Consider the following 19,565-nt stretch of genomic DNA (forward strand, 5'->3'; position numbering starts at 1 on the left):
ACGCTTGTCGGCCAGCCCGTCCGGACGGGCACGGCTGGTCCAGATGGCAGGCAGCTCTGGGGACGGTCGGCGAAGCTGTCCGGGGCGGTACCGCTGACTTGGCTAGGGTGAAGCGGTGCGGTTCGGGGTGCTGGGCGAAATCGCCGTGTGGACATCGGGCGGCGACCCCGTCGCCGTGCCTGGCCTGAAGGTTCGTGCCCTGCTGGCTGACCTGCTGGTCCATGAAGGGCACCCGGTGACCGCCGACCGGCTGATCGAGGATCTCTGGGGTGCTGAGCCGCCGGGTAACGCGCTCGGGGCACTACAGGCCAAGGTGTCGCAGTTGCGCCGCGCGTTGGAGACGGGCGAGGCGGGCGGCCGCGCGCTGGTCGAGTCCGGTGACGCCGGCTACCGGCTGCGGACGTCGTCGGAATCGGTCGACGCCGGTCGCTTCACCGCCCTGCTGGCGCGTTCCCGGGCGCAGCGGGAGCCGGCGCGGCGGGCGGCGACGCTGACCGAAGCCCTGTCCCTGTGGCGCGGTTCCCCGTACGCCGACTTCAGCGACGAGCGGTTCGTCCGCCAGGCCGCCCAACGGCTCGACGACCAGTACCTGGCCGCGCTGGAGGAGCTGGCCGAGGCCCGGCTCGAACTCGGTGAGCACCACCTGCTCGCCGGTGAGCTGGCCGACCTGGTCACCCGCCACCCGTGGCGCGAGCGACTACGGGCCGCACACCTGCGCGCCCTGTACGGCTCGGGACGCCAGCGTGACGCCCTGGCCGCCTACGAGCAGTTCCGTCGGCAACTGCGCGACGAACTCGGCGTCGATCCGGGCCAGGAGCTGGCCGAGCTGCATCGGGCGATCCTGCGCCAGGATCCGGCGCTACAGCCGCCGGCGCCGCCGTCAAGCCGGGTCCGCACCAACCTGCCGGCACCGCTGTCACCCGGCCCGCACGGCGGACTGATCGGGCGCGACGAGGCCGTCGAGGCGGTACGGAAGCGGCTAGCGAACGAGCGGCTGGTGACCCTGACCGGCCTGGGCGGGGTGGGTAAGACCAGCCTGGCGATCGAGGCCGCTCGTCTGCTGACCGACACGTTCGCCGCCGGGGTGTGGCTCGTCGAGCTGGCCGGCCAGCCACCCTGCGCCGACCTGGCGACCTGCACCGAGGTCGTCGACCTGGTGGCGGCCACTCTGGAGATCCGGGACGACGGTCCGCCCGGCCTGCCCGCTGATCGCCCTCGCGAGCCGATCGACCGGCTGGTCGCCGCGCTGCGGGACCGGCAGATGCTGGTGCTGCTCGACAACTGCGAACATGTGGTGGCGCCGATCGCTCAGCTGGCCGAGAAACTCCTCGGTGCCGCGGCCGACCTGCGCATCCTGGCGACGAGCCGCGAACCGCTCGGGATCCCCGGCGAGGTGGTCTTTCCGGTGCCGCCGCTGGCCCTGCCGGAACCCGGGGCCCCCGCCGAGGAGGTCGCCGAGGCCCCGGCGGTCCGGCTCTTCGTAGCCCGCGCCCAGGCCATCGAGCCCGGATTCACCGTCGATCACGGCAACACGCACACCATCGCCACCATCTGCCGGCGTCTCGACGGGGTACCGCTGGCGCTGGAACTGGCCGCGTCCCGGCTGCCGGTGCTGGACCCGACCGAGCTGGCCGCGCGGCTCGACGACCGCTTCCGACTGCTGTCATCCGGCCGGCGCACCGCGCCCCCACGTCAGCAGGGCCTGCGCGCCATGATCGACTGGAGCTGGGAGCTGCTGTCGGCTCCCGAGCGTGCGGTGCTGCGCCGGCTGGCGGTCTTCGCCGACGGCGCCACCCTGGCGAGCGCCGAGCAGGTGTGCCCGGGCGGCGAGGTGGCCTCGGGCGAGGTCCTCGACGTGCTGGCACGCCTGATCGACCGGTCGCTGGTCATGGTGCGGCACGCAGAGAGCCCGCGACGCTACCGACTGCCGGAGACAGTAGCCGCCTACGGTCTCGAACAGCTCGACAACGCCGGTGAACTGCCCGCGACCCGTCACCGTTACGCCAGCTGTTTCGCCCGTCTCGCCGAGCAGGCCGCCGGGCGCTTACGTGGTCACGATCAGAGTCAGGCGCTGCGCGAACTCGACGCCGAGAACGCGAACCTGCGCGCGGCACTCGACATCGCCGCCACCGATGGTCACGCCCGCGTTGGCTTGACGCTCGCCACCTCGTTGTCCTGGTACCGGCTGCTCAGGGGACGGTTCGGAGAGATGAGCCGGTCACTACGAACGGCGTTGGACATCGTCCCGACGAGCGAGGACGACGTCGCACCGGAGGCCCTGCGGCGGCATGCGGACATGTGGCTGACCGCGCTCGCCACCCGGGACGGGGATCCGACCGCTCCCCGGCAGCGGGTCCTGGCGCGGTACCAGGACGCCGACGGGCCGGACAAGGCGTTCGCGCAGTGGTTGTTCGCCTCCATGATGCTCGGCTCCGGCGATGCCGCCGAGGCCGCCGACCTGGTCAACGCGGCGCTGATGGCGTTCCGCGCCAACGGGGACCGGTGGGGCATCGCCGCCGCGTGCGCCACCAGAGCGGACCTCGCGCTCGTACTGCGCAGCGATCTGCCCGGCGCGCAGCGAGACTGCGAGGTCAGCCGGTCACTGTTCGGGCAACTGGGCGACCGATGGGGTCAGGTCCACCCGACAAGCCTGTTGGGAAGCCTGGCGGAGATCCGCGGCGACTACGATCGCGCCGAGGCGTACCACCGCGAGGCGCTGCGCATCGCCGAACACCTGCGGCTGTGGACGTCGGTGTCCCGGCAGCTGGCGAGCATCGGTCGGCTCGCCCTCCTGCGGGGCGACCATGACGAGGCAGTTGCCTGTCATGAGCGCGCGCTACAGGTGGCGCAGGAGCAGTCGAGCCCCTCCGCCGCCGCTTTCGCCGTCACCGGACTGGCGATGATCGCGCGCCGGCGGGGTGACCTCGACGCCGCCGAGACCCAGCAGCGGGATCTGCTGGACTGGAACCGCCGCGCCGGATACCTGCCGGGCTGCGCGCTCGCGCTGGCCGAGCTGGGGTTCATCGCCGAGCACCGTGGTGACCCCGTCCTCGCCGAGCGCCGCCATCGTGAGTCGTTCGACGCGGCACGAGCCACCGGAGATCACCGGGCAGTCGCCTTGGCCTTCGAGGGCCTGGCCGGTGCCGCCAGCCTCGGCGGCGATCATCGCCACGCCGCGCGGCTGCTCGGCGCGGCCCGGGCACTGCGGGAGGCAGCCGGAGCGCCGCTGCCCGCCGGCGAGCAGCAGGACGTGCAGCGCATCACCGCCCGCATCCGGGCGGCGGTCGGCAGCGAGGAACTCGCTGCCGAGATGAGCCGTGGCGCGCAGATCGACCTCGACGAACCGGCGCTCGGCGACGCCGGTAAGGGGCTGGTCAGCGAACGGTAAGCCGGCTCGGCAGGGTTGATCGCGAACCGAGCCGACCCAAGGAGGCAACCATGCAGGCGGACGCCAGGATCGCTGTCATCTACTACTCCGCCACCGGCACCGTGCACCGACTCGCGCAGGCATTCGTCGACGGCGCCGCCGACGCCGGCGCGGAGGTCCGGCTGCGCCGGGTGGCGGAGCTGGCGCCGGACCAGGTCGTCGATGCCAAGCCGCAGTGGCGAGCCCACCTCGACGCCACCGCCGACATCCCGCTGGCCACCCTGGACGACCTGCGGTGGGCCAACGGGTACGCCTTCGGCACGCCGACCCGTTTCGGCAACGTCTGCGCACAGTTGCGCCAGTTCCTCGACACCACGAGCGCCGCGTGGCAGGCGGAGGAACTGGCCGACAAGCCGGCGACCGGCTTCACCGCCACCTACGAAGAGCACGGCGGCCAGGAGGCGACCCTGCTCAGCCTCTACCAGACCTTCCACCACTGGGGGTCGATCATCCTGCCCACGGGCTACCTGAACTACGACATCGCGCACGCCGCCGGTGGGAACCCGTACGGCGTCAGCCAGGTGGAGAGCCGCGCCAGCCGGGATGCCGCGTACGCCAAGGCGGTCCTCGAAGCGGCCCGCTTCCAGGGCGCGCGCCTCGCCCGCACGGCGGCCGCCGTCGCTGCCGTGCGCGCGGACAGCCGGCGCGAATAGAGCCGGCGACGCGAGCAGTACGGGCCGAGAGAATGCGGGCCACGACACGGAGGCCGGTCGATGTGGCTCATTCCGGCTCGGGGCAAGGTGAGGATCTGTTCGGTTCCGACGGACGGTGCCGTTCGAAGGACATGGACGGGGAGACGATTCCGGCCCGAGGTCGTTGATGAACTTGCGGCGGCCGGGTGAGAGGCCCGGGGAACGAGGGCCTCCACCCGGCCGAGGGGGGCGTCATCCCGGAGGCAGGGGCTGCGTGGAGACGCGTCACGACCTCCGCGCCTGGCTGTCGAGCACCGGTCCCGCGCCCTGACGGTCAGGGGATCCCCGCCGTCATCGCCCCGGTTGGTCAGCGACGGATAAGGAACGGCAGTTGTCAATGAAGGAGATAGCCGAGCGGGTCGGCGAGTTGTTGGACCTCGCCGGCGTGGTCATCATCGCGGTCGGCGTCGTCATCGCGACCGTCGTCTTCGTCTACCGCTACCTGCGCGTCCGGGACCTGCTCGTTGTCTACCCCCAGTTTCGGCAGGGAGTCGGCCGGGCGATCCTGCTCGGGCTGGAGTTCCTGGTGGCCGGCGACATCATCCGTACGGTGGCCGTATCGCCGACGTTCCAGAGCGTCGGTGTCCTGGCGCTGATCGTCGCGGTGCGTACCTTCCTGAGCATCTCGCTGGAGGTCGAGTTGGAGGGTCGGTGGCCCTGGCAGGCCCGGGCGCGGACGGCTACGGGCAGGACGCCGGCCGCTGGCTCCGGGCGGGCTCAGGCCTCCGTCGAGTGACCTGCTCCTCCTCGCGGAGGGCGGCGCTCCGTTTGACCGCTCCGGCGTCCGGGTACCGCCGCATCTTGACCTTGCACGCGTGCATCCCGCGTATCCAGGCGGGTGCACCTGAGGAGAGCAGGGAAGTATCCCCAGGTGCCGAGAATGTCCCCGCCGAACCTGACGCCCGGGCGCCGCCGGGGACTCGTGGCGGTCATCCGTCGGTATCCGCTGGTCCACCTGGCGATCGGCCTGGTCGGCAATGTCCTCTTCCTCGTCGGCAGCGTGCTGTTCGTGCTGGACATCGCGCACACCGCGAAGTACTTCTTCCTGTCCGGCAGCTTCGCCATGGTTCTCGGGGCGCTGGGCGAGGTGGTCAGGGCCCTCGGCCGGCGGATCCTCCGGCAGCACGGCGTCGACCCGTCGACCGCCGAACTGTCGAACCAGCCCAGCGAGATCACGAGCTGAGGCTGCCGGCTGTACCGGGCCGCTCACCGCCCGGGGTCGGCCGTGCGGGGGGTGCGCTGGGAGCCCACCGCACCGCCTTCGCTCGAAGGCGGCATCGCTCCCAGCGCCACCAACCGGCTGTTCCGTTCGGTCACACCGGATACCGGACCGTTCCGGATGTCAGCGGACGGCTCCGCCGCGGGCCCGGCAGGTGTCCCGGACGTGCCAGAAGTCGCGCAGGTAGTCGTCGTGCATGCCGCGCCCCATGATCCGCAGCAGGGTCTCGTCGGCCTGCCGCAGCGCCGAGACGGCGTAGTTGTGACTGCCGGTGAAGACCCGGGGGACGATGTCGTCGTCGTACGCGCCGTCGATCAGCATGTACTTGTTGTGGGTCCGGACGTCCAGCCCCGGGCCGACGTTGAAGTTGCACCTGGTGAGCTGGATGTTGCTGCCCAGCGCGTTGAGCACCGCGGTGTTGGCCTCGGTGTAGACGACGTCGACCCAGCAGCCGGCGTTGCGCAGCGCGGTGAGTCGCTTGGCCACCTCGGGTCGGGTGAACGAGTAGATGTTGACCCGGATGTCGGTCTGCCGGCGGGTGCCCGCGTCGTCGTAGCCGCACGAGGTCACCGCGTTCAGGATGCTGACCACGGTGTCGGTGGCCGGGTCGGAGACCGGCTGGCCGGACCGTTCCCGGCGCGGGAAGAAGTGCGCCTTGTAGGTGCTGCCGGTGGGCGTCACCCAGTAGTAGTCGTTGTCGCCGGTCGAGCTGTACCGGTGGGAGCGCAGATCCGCGAAGTACGTCCGGTAGGCGTTGTACGTGGTGGCGTCGCTGAACGTGACCCCGTTGTTGTACGCCTCGGTCGCGTCCCACCAGGTCAGGTTCGCCGAGCCCTGGAACACCACGTTGGACACGATCGCCCCGGTGTCGAGTACCACCTTCGAGGCGGTCAGAAACTTGTTGTGGTTGTAGGCGGTGACCGTCGAGTCGGTGTAGTGGATCGCCCGGGTGCCGATGCAGCCGCGGTCCTGGCTGGGAAACCGGTCCGCGCAGTGCACGATGTACGAGCCAGCGGTGTCGGTCGAGCCGAGGACCGGTTGCAGCCGTTGGAACGGGCGCCCGGTGGCCGAGGACTGGTCGACGATGATCTTCACCCGGACGCCCCGTTGGTGCGCCCGGATCAGGCGGCCGGGGAGGTCCGGGGTGGTGACCGAATCCGTCACGTCCGAGAACGAGAAGTGGAACCACGACATCTGGATCTCTTCGCCCGCCGGCACCCGGTCGATGATCCGGGCCAGCTGCATGAAGATCGCGTTCTGCTCGCCGGCCGAGCCGAGCGGCCGGCTGAACACCGGCTTGTTCAGCACCGGGTCGGGCTCGGCGGCGCTGGCCGACGTGGGGAGCAGGGCGGGGACGCCGGCGGTGGCGAGGACGGTCATGAAGACCAGTACCGACCGGGTCGCGAGTCGTGGCAAAAATCTACGAATAGACATGTGCCGATGATGTCACCGGCGTGGAGGCCGCACCAGGACCTGTGTCGAAGCCGGTCAGAGCCACTCGTCGATCGCTCACCGCCACGGTGACCACGAGGTCTCCGGCTTCAGGTCCCGCATGGTCGCTGAATCCTCTACCGGAGACCTCGCCCAGACCCCTGCGCCGCACGGTCTGCCGACACCCACTCAACGAGGCTCAAGCTGCTCCAGCGCCAAGATCGGAACCCATCCGACGGCACCGTCATCGGCTCGACACCACAACCAGCCGCTGTCGACGTCAACGTCCACCACTTCCACGACTGACCCCTCGTCCGCCGAGAGCTCGGTCGTGTCGTAGTCGTGTACCACCTCGGCGGCACCCGCTTCATCTAGACGCCGGAAGTAGCGCTCCGGCACCCAACCGCCAACCCCGGCGGCATCCACCGCCCAGATGAAAGCCGGCCACGTTCTATCGTCGTTCTTCCCCAAGGTCACCACGTCGCCGACCTTCACCCTCAACGCGGGACGATCCGGCGCCCGATGATCCTGCACCAGACGCACCCTCTGGCCTGCCGACCACTCCGCCATGCCGGCACCCTCCTTCCTGATCTGCCAGCGCCGCGACCATACCGTCAGGCTGTGACAGCAAGGGTGACCAGCAAATCTGGCGATCTCACTTCTACACACGCTGGCGCCGCCGCTTGGTCCTGGCCCCGCCGTTGCTCGCCACCACCGCCGTCGCCGTGCTGCTCGGCATCGCCGTCGCGGACGCCCGGCACGCGGCCGGACGCCCACCGGAGGCCTCGTCCCCGGCCGTCTAGGTCCAACGCGCGCATCGGCCAGGCTCGAGGATCCGACGACCGTACGGCACGCGATCGGCGTCGCAGGCTCGCGCCGAGTTCGACATGGCGGTAGACACCGACCAGGTCCGCCGGACCCGGTGACCGGAGGGTGTCGAGACCCCGCCGGGCCGCGGCGCCGACCTGGTCGAGGCCGGCGCCGCAGTGCTTCAGCGCAGCTTGCCGAAGAACTCCCGGACGTCGCCGACCAGCAGGTCGGGGGCCTCCATGGCGGCGAAGTGGCCGCCCCGGTCGAACTCGGACCAGTGGACGACGTTGTGCTCGAGCTCGACGGTGCGTCGGATCGACACATCGAGGGGGAACACCGCGACTCCGGTCGGCACCGGCGACCGCTCACTGGCGCCCCACGCACCGGCGTGCGCGGTCTCGTAGTAGCTGTTGGCGGACGACCCGGCGGTGCCGGTCAGCCAGTACAGCATCACGTTGGTGAGCAGCAGATCCCGGTCCACCGCGTCCTCGGGCAGCTCGGCGGCCGGATCGGTCCACTCCTTGAACTTCTCCACGATCCAGGCCAGCTGCCCGACCGGAGAGTCGTGCAGCCCGTGCGCCAGGGTCTGCGGCCGGCTGATCTGGATCATCACGTAGCCGGACTGCTCGGTGTGCAGGTACTCCAGGTGCGCCAGCCGCGCCCGCTCGGTCTCGGTCAGGTCGCCCACCTCGTCCGGGTCGACCTCGGTGAACGCGGACAGGCCGTTCGCGTGCACGCCGACGACCTTGTCGGGGTTGAGCCGGCCGAGCCCGGGGGCGACCACCGCACCGGTGTCCCCGCCCTGCGCGCCGTAGCGGTCGTAGCCGAGCCGGTCCATCAGCTCGGCGAACGCCCTGGTCACCCGGTTGGTGTCCCAGCCGGCCTCGGCGGTCGGCCCGGAGAACCCGCTGCCGGGAATGGACGGGATCACCAGGTGGAACGCGTTCGCCGGGTCGCCGCCGTGCGCCCTGGGGTCGGTCAGCGGGCCGATGACATCAAGGAACTCCACGATCGATCCGGGCCAGCCGTGGATCAGGATCAGCGGCAGCGCGTCCGGCTCGGGTGAGCGGACGTGCAGGAAGTGGATGTTCTGGCCGTCGATCTCGGTGGTGAACTGGGGATACGCGTTCAGCTTCCGCTCGTGGGCGCGCCAGTCGTAATCATCACGCCAGTACCCGGCCAGCCCCTTGAGGTAGCTCACCGGCACTCCACGGCTCCAGCCGACGTCGGGCAGGTCCGCGGTCCACCGGGTCCGGGCGAGCCGGTCCCGCAGGTCGTCCAGGTCGGCCTGGGGAACGTCGATGGTGAAGGGCCGGATCGCGCTGTTGTTCTGCATACCCGAAACCCTAGGAGCCGGCTAGGTCAGGTTCAGTCCTAGGCAAGTGGCAGACTTCAACCCATGTGGGAGACCTCGGCACGGTTGCTGCGACTGCTCTCGCTCCTACAGACCCGACGTGACTGGTCGGGCGCCGAGTTGGCCGAGCGACTGGACGTCAGTCCGCGTACCGTGCGCCGCGACGTCGACCGGCTGCGCGGCCTCGGCTACCCCGTGCTGGCCACCGCGGGCACCGCCGGCTACCGGCTGGGTGCCGGCGCGGACCTGCCGCCGCTGCTGCTCGACGACGACGAAGCCGTCGCGGTCGCGATGGGCCTGCGGACGGCCGCCGGGGGTTCGATCACCGGCATCGAGGAGACCTCGGTGCGCGCCCTGGCCAAGCTCGAACAGGTACTGCCGTCCCGGCTGCGCCACCGGATCAACGCTCTGCACTCGGTGACGGTGCCAATGGCCAACACCGGCCCCACCGTCGACCCGAGCACCCTCACCGCCATTGCCGCCGCCTGCCGCGACTCGCTGTGCCTGCGCTTCGACTACCGCACCCACGACGGAACCAGCAGCATCCGCACCACCGAACCGCACCGGCTGGTGCACGCGGGTCGCCGCTGGTACCTCGTCGGCTGGGACGTCGACCGCCGGGACTGGCGTACCTACCGGGTGGACCGTCTCGACCCGCGCACGCCGACCGGCCCCCGGTTCACCCCGCGCACCCCACCGGACCCCGATCTCGGCGGCTACACCTCACGGGGGGTCTCCACGTCCGCCTACCGCTACCAGGCCCGCATCACCCTGCACGTCAGCGCGGAGACCGCGGCGGAGCGGATCGCGCCCACCACCGGGACACTGGAGCCGATCGACGAGCACAGCTGCACCCTGCGGGCCGGGTCCAACTCGCTGGACGAGCTGGCCATCTACGTGGCGACGAAGGGGTTCGATTTCCAGGTGCACGAGCCCCCGGAGCTCGTCGAGCACGTCAGGACGCTGGCGGCCCGGCTCGCCGGCGCGGCCGAGCAGGTGTCCGGTGCGGACAGCCGGGGGACGGAGGCCGGCTCCGGGTCGCGGTGACGCGGGGCCGACCTGCGGGGCGGGCTGGGTCCGCTCCGGCTGACCCGGGATCCGGGCTGGCCTGCCGGCGGCGACGGCCGTCGCGCGGTTACCCTGCGGCGGTGGTGGTCGGTGCGGACGGGGAGCGGTTGGCGGCGTCGCTGGGGGACCGGCTCGATGCCGTCACCTTCACCGACCTGACCACCGACCAGGTCACCGCCCGGCTGATCGAGGCGGTGGCCGGCTGGGCGGCGGAGCAGGGTTGGCGGGTCTACCGGCGGGCGCCCAGCGTGCTGCCGCTGCCGCCGCCGATGTCCGCCCAGCGGTCGGTGCTCGACGTGGCCTGTGCGCGCCCGGACGGGGCACCGGTCGTCATCGAGATCGATCACGGGACGCGCCGCCGGACCTGGGAGAAGCTGCTTGCCGAAGCCGACGCGGGGCGGATCCCGCTCTGGGTGCGCTGGGGCGCCGGCCGGTTCACCGCGCCACCGGCGCCGATCCGGATGGTTACCTGCCAGGTGGACGGGCGGCCGGACCCGACCGGCCGGGGACGGCTGCACAGCCGCTCACCGCGAGTGGAGAAGCTGCCGCCGGCGCACTCGACCATGCGGGTCGAGGAGGCCGTCGAGTTGCCGCTGCCGCCGTCCGCACCGCCGGCTGCCGAAGCCTGAGCGGAGCCGCGCCAACCGGGATGTCCACGGGCCCTGTTTTCGTTAACACATCGCCGATCGGGCCTGGGTGCCGCCGGCTGTCCGGTCCGCGCGACGCACTATTCGCGCTTACCCGTCCAATACCGACGGAGCCGCAGCGCCGTGCGTTACGGAGCTGTTGCCGGGGAGTATCTTGACGAGCCTGGATGTGAGCGTTAACACTAAGCCGTGACGGTTCGGAGGTGGTCATGAGCAGTGCCGACGGGGCCGGCGAGCGGTACGTGGTCGGGGTCGACTACGGCACGCTCTCCGGGCGGGCCCTGGTGGTCCGGGTACGCGACGGGGCCGAGGTCGGCACCGCGGTGCACGAGTACCGCCACGGCGTGATCGAGTCCGCGCTCCCCGGCGGGGGGCCGGCGCTGCCTCCCGACTGGGCGCTGCAGGACCCGGAGGACTACCGGGACGTTCTGCGCCACGCCGTCCCCGCCGCGCTGTCCGCCGCCGGCGTACGCCCTGACCAGGTCATCGGGATCGGTACGGACTTCACCGCCTGCACCGTCCTGCCGACCCTCGCCGACGGCACCCCGCTGTGCGAGATCCCGGAGCTGCGCCACCGGCCGCACGCCTGGGTCAAGCTGTGGAAGCACCACGCCGCCCAGCCGCACGCCGACCGGATCAACGCGCTGGCCCACGAGCGGCGCGAGCCGTGGATCGGCCGCTACGGCGGCAAGATCTCCGCCGAGTGGCAGTTCGCCAAGGGGCTGCAACTCCTCGTGGAGGACCCGGACATCTACCGGCGCGCCGAGCGCTTCATCGAGGCGGCCGACTGGATCGTGTGGCAGCTGTGCGGCACCGAGACCCGTAACGTCTGCACCGCCGGCTACAAGGGCATCCGCCAGGACGGCCGGTACCCGTCGAGCGACTACCTGAGCGCCCTCGACCCGGGTTTCGCCGACATCGTGACCAAGCTGGACGGTCCGCTGCTGCCGCTGGGCGTCCGCGCCGGCACCCTCACCGCCCGGGCGGCGGCCTGGACCGGGCTGCCGGAGGGTATCGCGGTCGCGGTCGGCAACGTCGACGCGCACGTCACCGCCGCCGCCGCCCGGGCCCTGACGCCCGGCCGGCTGGTGGCCATCATGGGTACGTCCACCTGCCACGTCCTCAATGGCGACCGGCCCGCTGAGGTGCCCGGCATGTGCGGCGTCGTCGACGGCGGCATCAGCCCCGGCGCCTGGGGCTACGAGGCCGGGCAGAGCGGCGTCGGCGACATCTTCGGTTGGTTCGTCAAGCACGCCGCTCCGGCCGGCGCGGACTCGCACGAACGGCTGACCGAACTGGCCGCCGCCCAGCCGGTCGGGGCGCACGGCCTGCTGGCGCTCGACTGGTGGAACGGCAACCGCTCGCTGCTGGTCAACCACGACCTGAGCGGCCTGATTGTCGGGCTGACGCTGGCCACCCGGCCACCGGACGTCTACCGGGCGCTGCTGGAGTCCACCGCGTACGGCACGCGGATGATCATCGAGGCGTTCGTCGCCGCCGGGGTGCCGGTCACCGACCTCGTCGTGGCCGGCGGTCTCACCTCGAACCGGCTGTTGATGCAGATCTACGCCGACGTCACCAACCGTCCGCTGAGCATCATCGGCTCCGCCCAGGGGCCGGCGCTCGGCTCGGCCATCCACGCGGCGGTCGCGGCCGGGGCGTACCCGTCGATCCACGAGGCGTCGGCGGCGATGGGCCGGGTGCACGAGGGCGTCTACCGGCCGGACCCGGACAACGTGCGCGCCTACGACGCTCTCTTCGCCGAGTACCGCGCGCTGCACGACCACTTCGGCCGCGGCGGCAACGACGTCATGCTCCGCCTGCGGGCGATCCGGAACGCGGCCCTCGACGGGTCCGTGCCGCAGGCCGACCCGGTTCTGGAGGTGGCCGGATGAACACCGACCTGACCCGACAGGTCTCCGCGCTGCGGGAGACCGTCGCCGGCCTGCACCGCGAACTCACCCGGTACGACCTCGTGGCGTGGACCGCCGGCAACGTGTCGGCCCGGGTCCCCGGCCGGGAGCTGATGGTCATCAAGCCCAGCGGCGTCGACTACGACGACCTCACCGCGGAGGCCATGGTCGTCTGTGACCTCAACGGCAACGTCGTCGACGGCGCCGGCGCCCCGTCCAGCGACACCGCCGCCCACGCGTACGTCTACCGCGCGATGCCGGAGGTCGGCGGCGTCGTGCACACCCACAGCGGCTACGCCACCGCCTGGGCGGCCCGGGGCGAGGCGATCCCGTGCTGGCTGACCGCCCAGGCCGACGAGTTCGGCGGGGAGATCCCGGTCGGGCCGTTCGCGCTGATCGGCGGGGACGACATCGGCAAGGGGATCGTCAGCACCCTGTCCGGGCACCGCTCACCCGCGGTGCTCATGCGCAACCACGGGGTCTTCACGATCGGCAAGGACGCCCGCGCGGCGGTGAAGGCCGCGGTGATGTGCGAGGACGTCGCCCGCACCGCGCACCTGGCCCGCGCCCTCGGGCAGCCGCTGCCGATAGCGCAGGCCGACATCGACGCGCTCCACGACCGCTACCAGAACGTCTACGGCCAACGCCCGGCGACGGGCTGAGCGGCCGCCGCACCTCCGGGCCGGCGCCGCTCATCCGCCGCTCCTGTCGCACCCACCTCCACCACAGCCGGCCGCACACCGTCGAGGCCGCGATCCGGCTGACCCAACCCCCGAGGAGAACCGATGAGAACCACGGGAACAGCACGCGCCATCATCGCGACCGTCGCCACGGTGCTGCTCGCGGGCAGCCTGGCGGCCTGCGGCAACAGTGACACCGGCGGCGGTTCCGGCGCCGACGACAAGATCGTCCTGGGCTTCTCCCAGGTCGGCGCGGAAAGTGGCTGGCGGACGGCGAACACCACCTCGATCAAGGAAGCCGCCGCCGAGGCGGGGATCGAGCTGAAGTTCGACGACGCCCAGCAGAAGCAGGAGAACCAGATCAAGGCGATCCGAAACTTCATCCAGCAGAAGGTCGACGTGATCGCCTTCTCGCCGGTGGTGGAGTCCGGCTGGGACACCGTCCTCAAGGAGGCCAAGGACGCGGGCATCCCGGTGATCCTCACCGACCGTGCCGTGGACTCGCCGGACAAGACGCTCTACAAGACGTTCCTCGGGTCGGACTTCGTCAAGGAGGGCCGCCTGTCCGGCGAGTGGCTGGTGGCGAACACCAAGGACGCCACCGGGCCGGTGAACATCGTCGAGCTGCAGGGCACGACCGGGTCCGCTCCGGCCAACGACCGTAAGAAGGGCTTCGCCGAGGCCATCGGCGCCAACCCGAACCTCAAGATCATCGCTTCCCAATCGGGTGACTTCACCCGGGCCGGCGGCAAGCAGGTGATGGAGCAGTTCCTCAAGGCCAACCCGGACATCGACGTGCTCTTCGCGCACAACGACGACATGGGCCTGGGCGCCCTGGAGGCGATCACCGCGGCGGGCAAGACGCCCGGCAAGGACATCGTCATCATCACCGTCGACGCGGTGAAGGACGGCATGCAGGCCCTCGCGGACGGCAAGTTCAACTTCATCGCGGAGTGCAGCCCGCTGCTCGGGCCACAGCTGATGGACCTGGTGAAGAAGGTCCACGCCGGCGAGGCGGTGCCGCCCCGGATCGAGACCGAGGAGACCACCTTCACCCAGGAGCAGGCCAAGGAGGCGCTGCCCAACCGCAAGTACTGACCGACGCGGGGGTCGCCGTCCGACCGGCGGCGACCCCGCCTCGTCGCTCGACTCCGTACCGACACCATCCAGAAGAGGTCTGATGGGATGACGGGTAGCCCTCCGGTCCTGACCATGACCGGGATCAGCAAGACCTTCCCGGGAGTCCGGGCGCTCGACGACGTCGACTTCCGGCTGTTTCCCGGCGAGGTCCACGCCCTGATGGGCGAGAACGGCGCCGGCAAGTCGACCCTGATCAAGGTGTTGACCGGCGTCTACGACATCGACGAGGGCGCGATCACCCTCGCCGGTGAGCAGGTCGCCTTCGCCGGCCCGATGCAGGCGGCCGCCGCCGGCGTCAGCACCGTCTACCAGGAGGTCAATCTCTGCACCAACCTGTCGGTGGCGGAGAACATCTTCATCGGCCGGGAGCCGCGTCGCCTGGGCGCCGTCCGGTGGGGGGAGATGCGCCGGCGGGCGCGGGAGCTCCTGGCCCGGCTCGACCTCGACCTCGACGTCACCGCGCAGCTCGGCACGTACTCGTTGGCCGTGCAGCAGATGGTCGCCATCGCCCGGGCGATCGACGTGCGGGCCCGGGTGCTGATCCTCGACGAGCCGACCTCCAGCCTGGACGCCGGCGAGGTGGCGCAGCTGTTCCGGATCATGCGCCAGCTCCGTGACCAGGGCATCGCGATCCTGTTCGTCACGCACTTCCTCGACCAGGTCTACGCGGTCGCCGACCGGATCACGGTCCTGCGCAACGGCGCCCTGGTGGGGGAGTACCGGACCGGCGAGCTGCCGCAGTTCAGCCTCGTCGAGAAGATGATCGGCAAGGAGCTCGACGTCCTGGAGCGCCTCGACGAGCAGCAGAAGCGCACGGCCGCCAACCGGTCCGGCGCGGCACCGCTGGTGGACGTCGCGGAGCTGGGCCGCAAGGGTGCGGTCGCCCCGTTCAGCCTGCGCATCCACGCCGGCGAGGTGGTCGGCCTGGCCGGCCTGCTCGGCTCCGGCCGCACCGAGGTGGCACGGCTGCTCTTCGGCGCTGATCGCGCCGACCACGGGCAGGTCACGCTGGACGGCGGGCGGGTGTCGTTGCGGAGCCCGGTCCAGGCGATCGACCGCGGGGTGGGCTTCTGTTCGGAGGACCGCCGGGCGGAGGGCGTCATCCCCGAGCTGTCCGTCCGCGAGAACATGATCCTCGCGATGCAGGCGGCCCGCGGCTGGCTGCGACCGGTTCCCCGGCGGCGGCAGGACGAGCTGGTGGAGAAGTACATCAGAGCGCTCAGCATCCGGCCGGCCAACCCCGACCTGCCGGTGCGCAACCTCTCCGGTGGCAACCAGCAGAAGGTGCTCCTGGCCCGCTGGCTCATCACGGAGCCGCGCCTGCTGATCCTCGACGAACCCACCCGCGGCATCGACGTCGGGGCGAAGGCCGAGATCCAGAAGCTGGTGCTGGAACTCTCCGACGGCGGCATGGCGGTGCTGTTCATCTCCGCCGAACTGGAGGAGGTGCTGCGGCTCAGCCACCGGGTCGCCGTCATGCGCGACCGGACAATGGTGGCCCAGCTCGACAACGACGACACCCTCGATGCCGACCGCGTCATGCAGACCATCGCCCGTGGGGCCGGCGGTGCGGAGGTGGACCGATGAACACCGTCGCCGACCGCCTCCGCCCGCTGACCGGCCACCGCCTGTTCTGGCCCGCGCTCGTGCTGGTGGTCATGATCGCCGCGAACGCGATCCACCGTCCCGGCTTCCTGGCCATCGAGATCAAGAACGGGCACCTCTACGGCACCCCGATCGACATCCTGCGGCTGAGCGCGCCGCTGATCCTGGTCGCGCTGGGCATGACCCTGGTCATCGCGACCGGCGGAATCGACCTGTCCGTCGGCTCGCTCTGCGCCATCAGCGGCGCCATCGCCTGTCTCCACATCAGCGAGGCGCCCGACCAGAACAGCGTCGCCACCGTGTCCACGGCGCTCGCGCTGGCCGTCGGCGCCGCGCTCGTGCTCGGCGCCTGGAACGGCGTACTGGTCGCCGTCATCGGCATCCAGCCCATCATCGCCACGCTGATCCTGATGGTGGCGGGTCGGGGCCTGGCCCAGCTCATCACCGAGGGCCAGATCATCACCATCAACTCGGGCCCGTACCGGGCGATCGGGCTCGGGCACGTCCTGACCCTGCCGCTGGCGATCGTCATCGCCCTCGCGGCGGCCCTGCTGGTCGCCGCGTTCACCCGGCGCACGGCCCTCGGCCTGATCGTCGAGTCGGTCGGTGGCAACGCCGAGGCCAGCCGACTGGCCGGCATCCGCTCCAGCCGCACCATCTTCCTGGTCTACGTCGTCAGCGCCGGCTGCGCCGCCGTCGCCGGCTTCATGATGACCGCCAACGTCTCCAGCGCCGACGGCAACGCGGCCGGCCTCTGGGTGGAACTCGACGCGATCCTCGCGGTGGTCATCGGCGGCACGTCGCTGGCCGGCGGCCGGTTCTCGCTCAGCGGCACCATCCTCGGCGCGCTGATCATCCAGACCCTCACCACCACGGTGTACGCCATGAACATCTCGCCGCAGACGTCCCTGCTGTTCAAGGCGGTCGTCGTCATCGCCGTCTGCCTCATCCAGTCGCCGGCCTTCCGGGCCACGCTCACCCGGCGCCGGCGCGGCGGCCCGCCACGGCCGGCGCCGCGGCGGCGCGAGAAGGAGCAGGTGCCGGCATGAGCAGCACCTCGTTGACCACCGGTCGCGCCTGGCGGCCCACGCTGTCCCGCCGGCACGTACCGGTCCTGGCCACCCTCGCCCTGCTGCTGGTCATGTATGGCGTCGGGGTGTCCCAATACCGGGCGTTCTCCAACATCCAGGTCGTCTTCAACGTCTTCATCGACAACGGCTTCCTCCTCGTGGTCGCGGTCGGCATGACCTTCGTGATCCTCACCGGCGGCATCGACCTGTCGGTCGGCTCGGTGGTCGCGATGACCGCGATGGTGTCGGCCGCCCTGCTCCGGGACGGCCGGCCCGCGGCCCTGGTACTCGTCATCGCCCTGCTGATCGGGCCGGTGCTCGGGTTCCTGATGGGCTGCGCGATCCACTTCTTCGACATCCAGCCGTTCATCGTGACCCTCGCCGGGATGTTCTTCGCCCGGGGCATGTGCACGTTCATCAGCGACGCGTCCATCCCCATCACCGACGGCTTCTGGACGGCGGCGTCGCAGGAGCGCATCGGTGACCCACGGGGGAACTTCGTGTCGGTCAGCGTGCTCATCGCGTTCGCGGTCGTCCTCGTCGCCGCGTACGTGCTGGCGTACACCCGCTTCGGCCGCACCGTGTACGCGATCGGCGGCAACCCCCAGTCGGCGCTGCTGATGGGCCTGCCGGTGGGCCGTACCCGGATCGCCGTCTACACGGTCAGCGGGCTCTGCTCGGCGATCGGCGGCATCCTGCTGTCGTTCTACACGCTCTCCGGCGCCCCGCTGATCGCCGTCGGCATGGAGCTGGACGTGATCGCGGCCGTCGTCATCGGCGGCACCGTGCTCACCGGCGGGTCCGGCTACGTCTTCGGCACCGTCCTGGGCGTGCTGGTGCTGGGCGTCATCCAGACCCTGATCACCTTCGACGGGAGCCTCAACTCCTGGTGGACCCGGATCGTGATCGGTGGTCTGCTCTTCGCCTTCATCCTCCTGCAGCGCCTCATCGGCATCCGCTTCAAGTGACCGCCCCTCTCGCGGAAGGCAACTCCATGGCAACGCATCCCGAACCCGAGGTCTGGTTCCTCACCGGCAGCCAGGGCCTGTACGGCGAGGACACCCTCCGACAGGTCGCCGAGCAGTCCCGGCAGATCGCCGCGCAACTCGACGCCTCGCCGGGCATCCCGGTCCGGGTGGTCTGGAAGCCGGTCCTGACCTCCAGCACCGACATCCTCAAGGCCTGTCGGGACGCGGCCGTGCAGGGAGCGGTCGGGGTGATCGCCTGGATGCACACCTTCTCGCCGGCCAAGATGTGGATCGCCGGCCTGGACGCGCTGCAGACACCGCTGCTGCACCTGCACACCCAGGCCAACGTCCTGCTGCCGTGGGACGAGATCGACATGGACTTCATGAACCTGAACCAGGCGGCGCACGGCGACCGCGAGTTCGGCTTCATCCAGACCCGGCTGGGCGTCGCCCGCAAGACCGTCGCCGGCCACGTGAGCGATCCGCGGGTGATCGCGCGGGTCGGCGCCTGGTCCCGCGCGGCACTGGGCTGGTCGGCGATGCGCGCACTGCGGCTGGCCCGCTTCGGGGACAACATGCGCGACGTGGCCGTGACCGAGGGCGACAAGGTCGAGGCCGAGTTGCGCTTCGGCGTGTCGGTCAACACCTACGGCGTCAACGACCTCGTCGCGGTCGTCGACCAGGTGGCGGAGGCGGAGATCGACGACCTGGTCAAGGAGTACGACGACACGTTCCGGGTCGACCCGCAGCTGCGCCCGGGTGGGCCGCGCCACGACTCCCTGCGCTACGCCGCACGGTTGGAACTGGGGCTGCGCGTCTTCCTCGACGAGGGCGGCTTCCGTGCCTTCACCACCAACTTCGAGGACCTCGGCGGGCTACGCCAACTGCCCGGAATCGCCGTGCAGCGGCTGATGAGCGACGGCTACGGCTTCGGCGGTGAGGGCGACTGGAAGACCTCCGTGCTGGTGCACACCCTCAAGGCGATGGCGGTCGGGGTCGAGGGCGGGACGTCGTTCATGGAGGACTACACCTACGACCTCACTCCGGGCGAGGAACTGGTGCTCGGTGCCCACATGCTCGAGGTGTGCCCGACCATCGCCGCCGACACCCCGAGCGTCGAGATCCACCCGCTGAGCATCGGTGGCCGGGAGGATCCGGTCCGGTTGGTGTTCGACGCCGCACCGGGGCCAGCGGTGGTGCTGGGCCTGGCGGACATGGGGGAGCGCTTCCGCCTGGTCGCCAACGAGGTCGACGTGGTGACACCACCGCACCCGCTGCGCCGGCTGCCGGTGGCCCGGGCGGTCTGGCGGCCCCGCCCGCACCTCGCCGGCTCGGCGGAGGCCTGGATCACCGCCGGCGCCCCGCACCACACCGTGCTGTCGCAGGCCGTCGGCGTGGAGGAGCTGCACGACCTCGCCGAGATGACCCGCACCGAACTGGTCGTCATCGACGCTGACACCGACCCGCGGCGCTTCGCCGACGAGATCCGCTGGAGCCAGGCGTACCACCGGCTCGCCCGGGGGTTCTGAGCCCCCGTTCCG

The 19,565-nt window shown here is 71.1% G+C and carries 16 protein-coding genes; 13 read left to right on the top strand and 3 right to left on the bottom strand.

The annotated features are described in order from the left end of the window. Positions 1 to 115 precede the first annotated feature (115 nt). The 4 genes from DLJ47_RS11165 (at position 116) to DLJ47_RS11180 (ending at position 5,302) form a co-directional block, all read left to right on the top strand. Positions 116 to 3,388 (top strand): BTAD domain-containing putative transcriptional regulator, encoded by a 3,273-nt coding sequence (locus tag DLJ47_RS11165; protein WP_233257776.1) that lies wholly within the window; start codon positions 116 to 118, stop codon positions 3,386 to 3,388. A gap of 50 nt (positions 3,389 to 3,438) precedes the next feature. Continuing rightward, the gene (wrbA, locus tag DLJ47_RS11170) at positions 3,439 to 4,080 is read left to right on the top strand and encodes an NAD(P)H:quinone oxidoreductase (protein ID WP_109899969.1); all 642 of its coding nucleotides are present in this window, start codon (positions 3,439 to 3,441) and stop codon (positions 4,078 to 4,080) included. A 376-nt stretch (positions 4,081 to 4,456) separates the two neighbouring features. Then, complete coding sequence (locus DLJ47_RS11175; protein ID WP_233257777.1) at positions 4,457 to 4,855, top strand: DUF1622 domain-containing protein; 399 nt, start codon at positions 4,457 to 4,459, stop codon at positions 4,853 to 4,855. A 144-nt stretch (positions 4,856 to 4,999) separates the two neighbouring features. Beyond that, positions 5,000 to 5,302, top strand: coding sequence for a YrhK family protein (locus DLJ47_RS11180; protein WP_109899971.1), 303 nt, complete (start codon positions 5,000 to 5,002; stop codon positions 5,300 to 5,302). A 159-nt stretch (positions 5,303 to 5,461) separates the two neighbouring features. On the opposite strand, the gene DLJ47_RS11185 is transcribed toward DLJ47_RS11180, so the two are convergent. The 3 genes from DLJ47_RS11185 to DLJ47_RS11195 all read right to left on the bottom strand — a co-directional run bounded on the left by DLJ47_RS11185 (position 5,462) and on the right by DLJ47_RS11195 (position 8,915). Further along, positions 5,462 to 6,772, bottom strand: coding sequence for a phospholipase D-like domain-containing protein (locus DLJ47_RS11185; RefSeq protein WP_233257778.1), 1,311 nt, complete (start codon positions 6,770 to 6,772; stop codon positions 5,462 to 5,464). 186 nt (positions 6,773 to 6,958) lie between these two features. Next, positions 6,959 to 7,339 carry an SH3 domain-containing protein gene (locus DLJ47_RS11190; protein ID WP_109899973.1) on the bottom strand — a complete coding sequence of 127 codons (381 nt, stop codon included), beginning with the start codon at positions 7,337 to 7,339 and terminating at the stop codon, positions 6,959 to 6,961. Positions 7,340 to 7,760: 421 nt separating this feature from the next. Continuing rightward, entirely contained in the window at positions 7,761 to 8,915 is a 1,155-nt protein-coding gene (locus DLJ47_RS11195; protein WP_109899974.1) for an epoxide hydrolase family protein, read from the bottom strand. 63 nt (positions 8,916 to 8,978) lie between these two features. Here DLJ47_RS11195 and DLJ47_RS11200 point away from each other — a divergent pair, with 63 nt between their 5' ends. From DLJ47_RS11200 to araA, 9 genes are all read left to right on the top strand, one after another. Next, on the top strand, positions 8,979 to 9,980 hold the full coding sequence (locus DLJ47_RS11200) for a helix-turn-helix transcriptional regulator (RefSeq protein ID WP_109899975.1): 1,002 nt from the start codon (positions 8,979 to 8,981) through the stop codon (positions 9,978 to 9,980). Positions 9,981 to 10,081: 101 nt separating this feature from the next. Beyond that, positions 10,082 to 10,630, top strand: a complete 549-nt coding sequence (locus DLJ47_RS11205) for a hypothetical protein (RefSeq protein WP_109899976.1) — start codon at positions 10,082 to 10,084, stop codon at positions 10,628 to 10,630. 227 nt (positions 10,631 to 10,857) lie between these two features. Next, a complete protein-coding gene (gene araB, locus DLJ47_RS11210; protein ID WP_109899977.1) occupies positions 10,858 to 12,543 on the top strand; it encodes a ribulokinase in 1,686 nt (561 codons plus the stop codon). After that, positions 12,540 to 13,223: an L-ribulose-5-phosphate 4-epimerase gene (locus tag DLJ47_RS11215; RefSeq protein WP_199235785.1), complete on the top strand. Its 684-nt coding sequence runs from the start codon at positions 12,540 to 12,542 to the stop codon at positions 13,221 to 13,223. Before araB ends, DLJ47_RS11215 begins: the two co-directional genes overlap by 4 nt. A 123-nt stretch (positions 13,224 to 13,346) precedes the next feature. Further along, entirely contained in the window at positions 13,347 to 14,339 is a 993-nt protein-coding gene (locus DLJ47_RS11220) for an ABC transporter substrate-binding protein (protein WP_109899978.1), read from the top strand. Between the two features lie 87 nt (positions 14,340 to 14,426). After that, entirely contained in the window at positions 14,427 to 15,968 is a 1,542-nt protein-coding gene (locus tag DLJ47_RS11225; RefSeq protein ID WP_109899979.1) for a sugar ABC transporter ATP-binding protein, read from the top strand. After that, complete coding sequence (locus tag DLJ47_RS11230) at positions 15,965 to 17,035, top strand: ABC transporter permease (RefSeq protein ID WP_109899980.1); 1,071 nt, start codon at positions 15,965 to 15,967, stop codon at positions 17,033 to 17,035. Before DLJ47_RS11225 ends, DLJ47_RS11230 begins: the two co-directional genes overlap by 4 nt. Next, positions 17,032 to 18,024, top strand: a complete 993-nt coding sequence (gene yjfF / locus DLJ47_RS11235; protein WP_109899981.1) for a galactofuranose ABC transporter, permease protein YjfF — start codon at positions 17,032 to 17,034, stop codon at positions 18,022 to 18,024. The genes DLJ47_RS11230 and yjfF overlap by 4 nt, the downstream gene beginning before the upstream one ends. 26 nt (positions 18,025 to 18,050) lie before the next feature. Further along, on the top strand, positions 18,051 to 19,553 hold the full coding sequence (araA, locus tag DLJ47_RS11240) for an L-arabinose isomerase (RefSeq protein ID WP_109899982.1): 1,503 nt from the start codon (positions 18,051 to 18,053) through the stop codon (positions 19,551 to 19,553). Positions 19,554 to 19,565: the final 12 nt, after the last annotated feature.

Source organism: Micromonospora sp. S4605 (genome assembly GCF_003176715.1).
GTDB lineage: Bacteria > Actinomycetota > Actinomycetes > Mycobacteriales > Micromonosporaceae > Micromonospora > Micromonospora echinaurantiaca.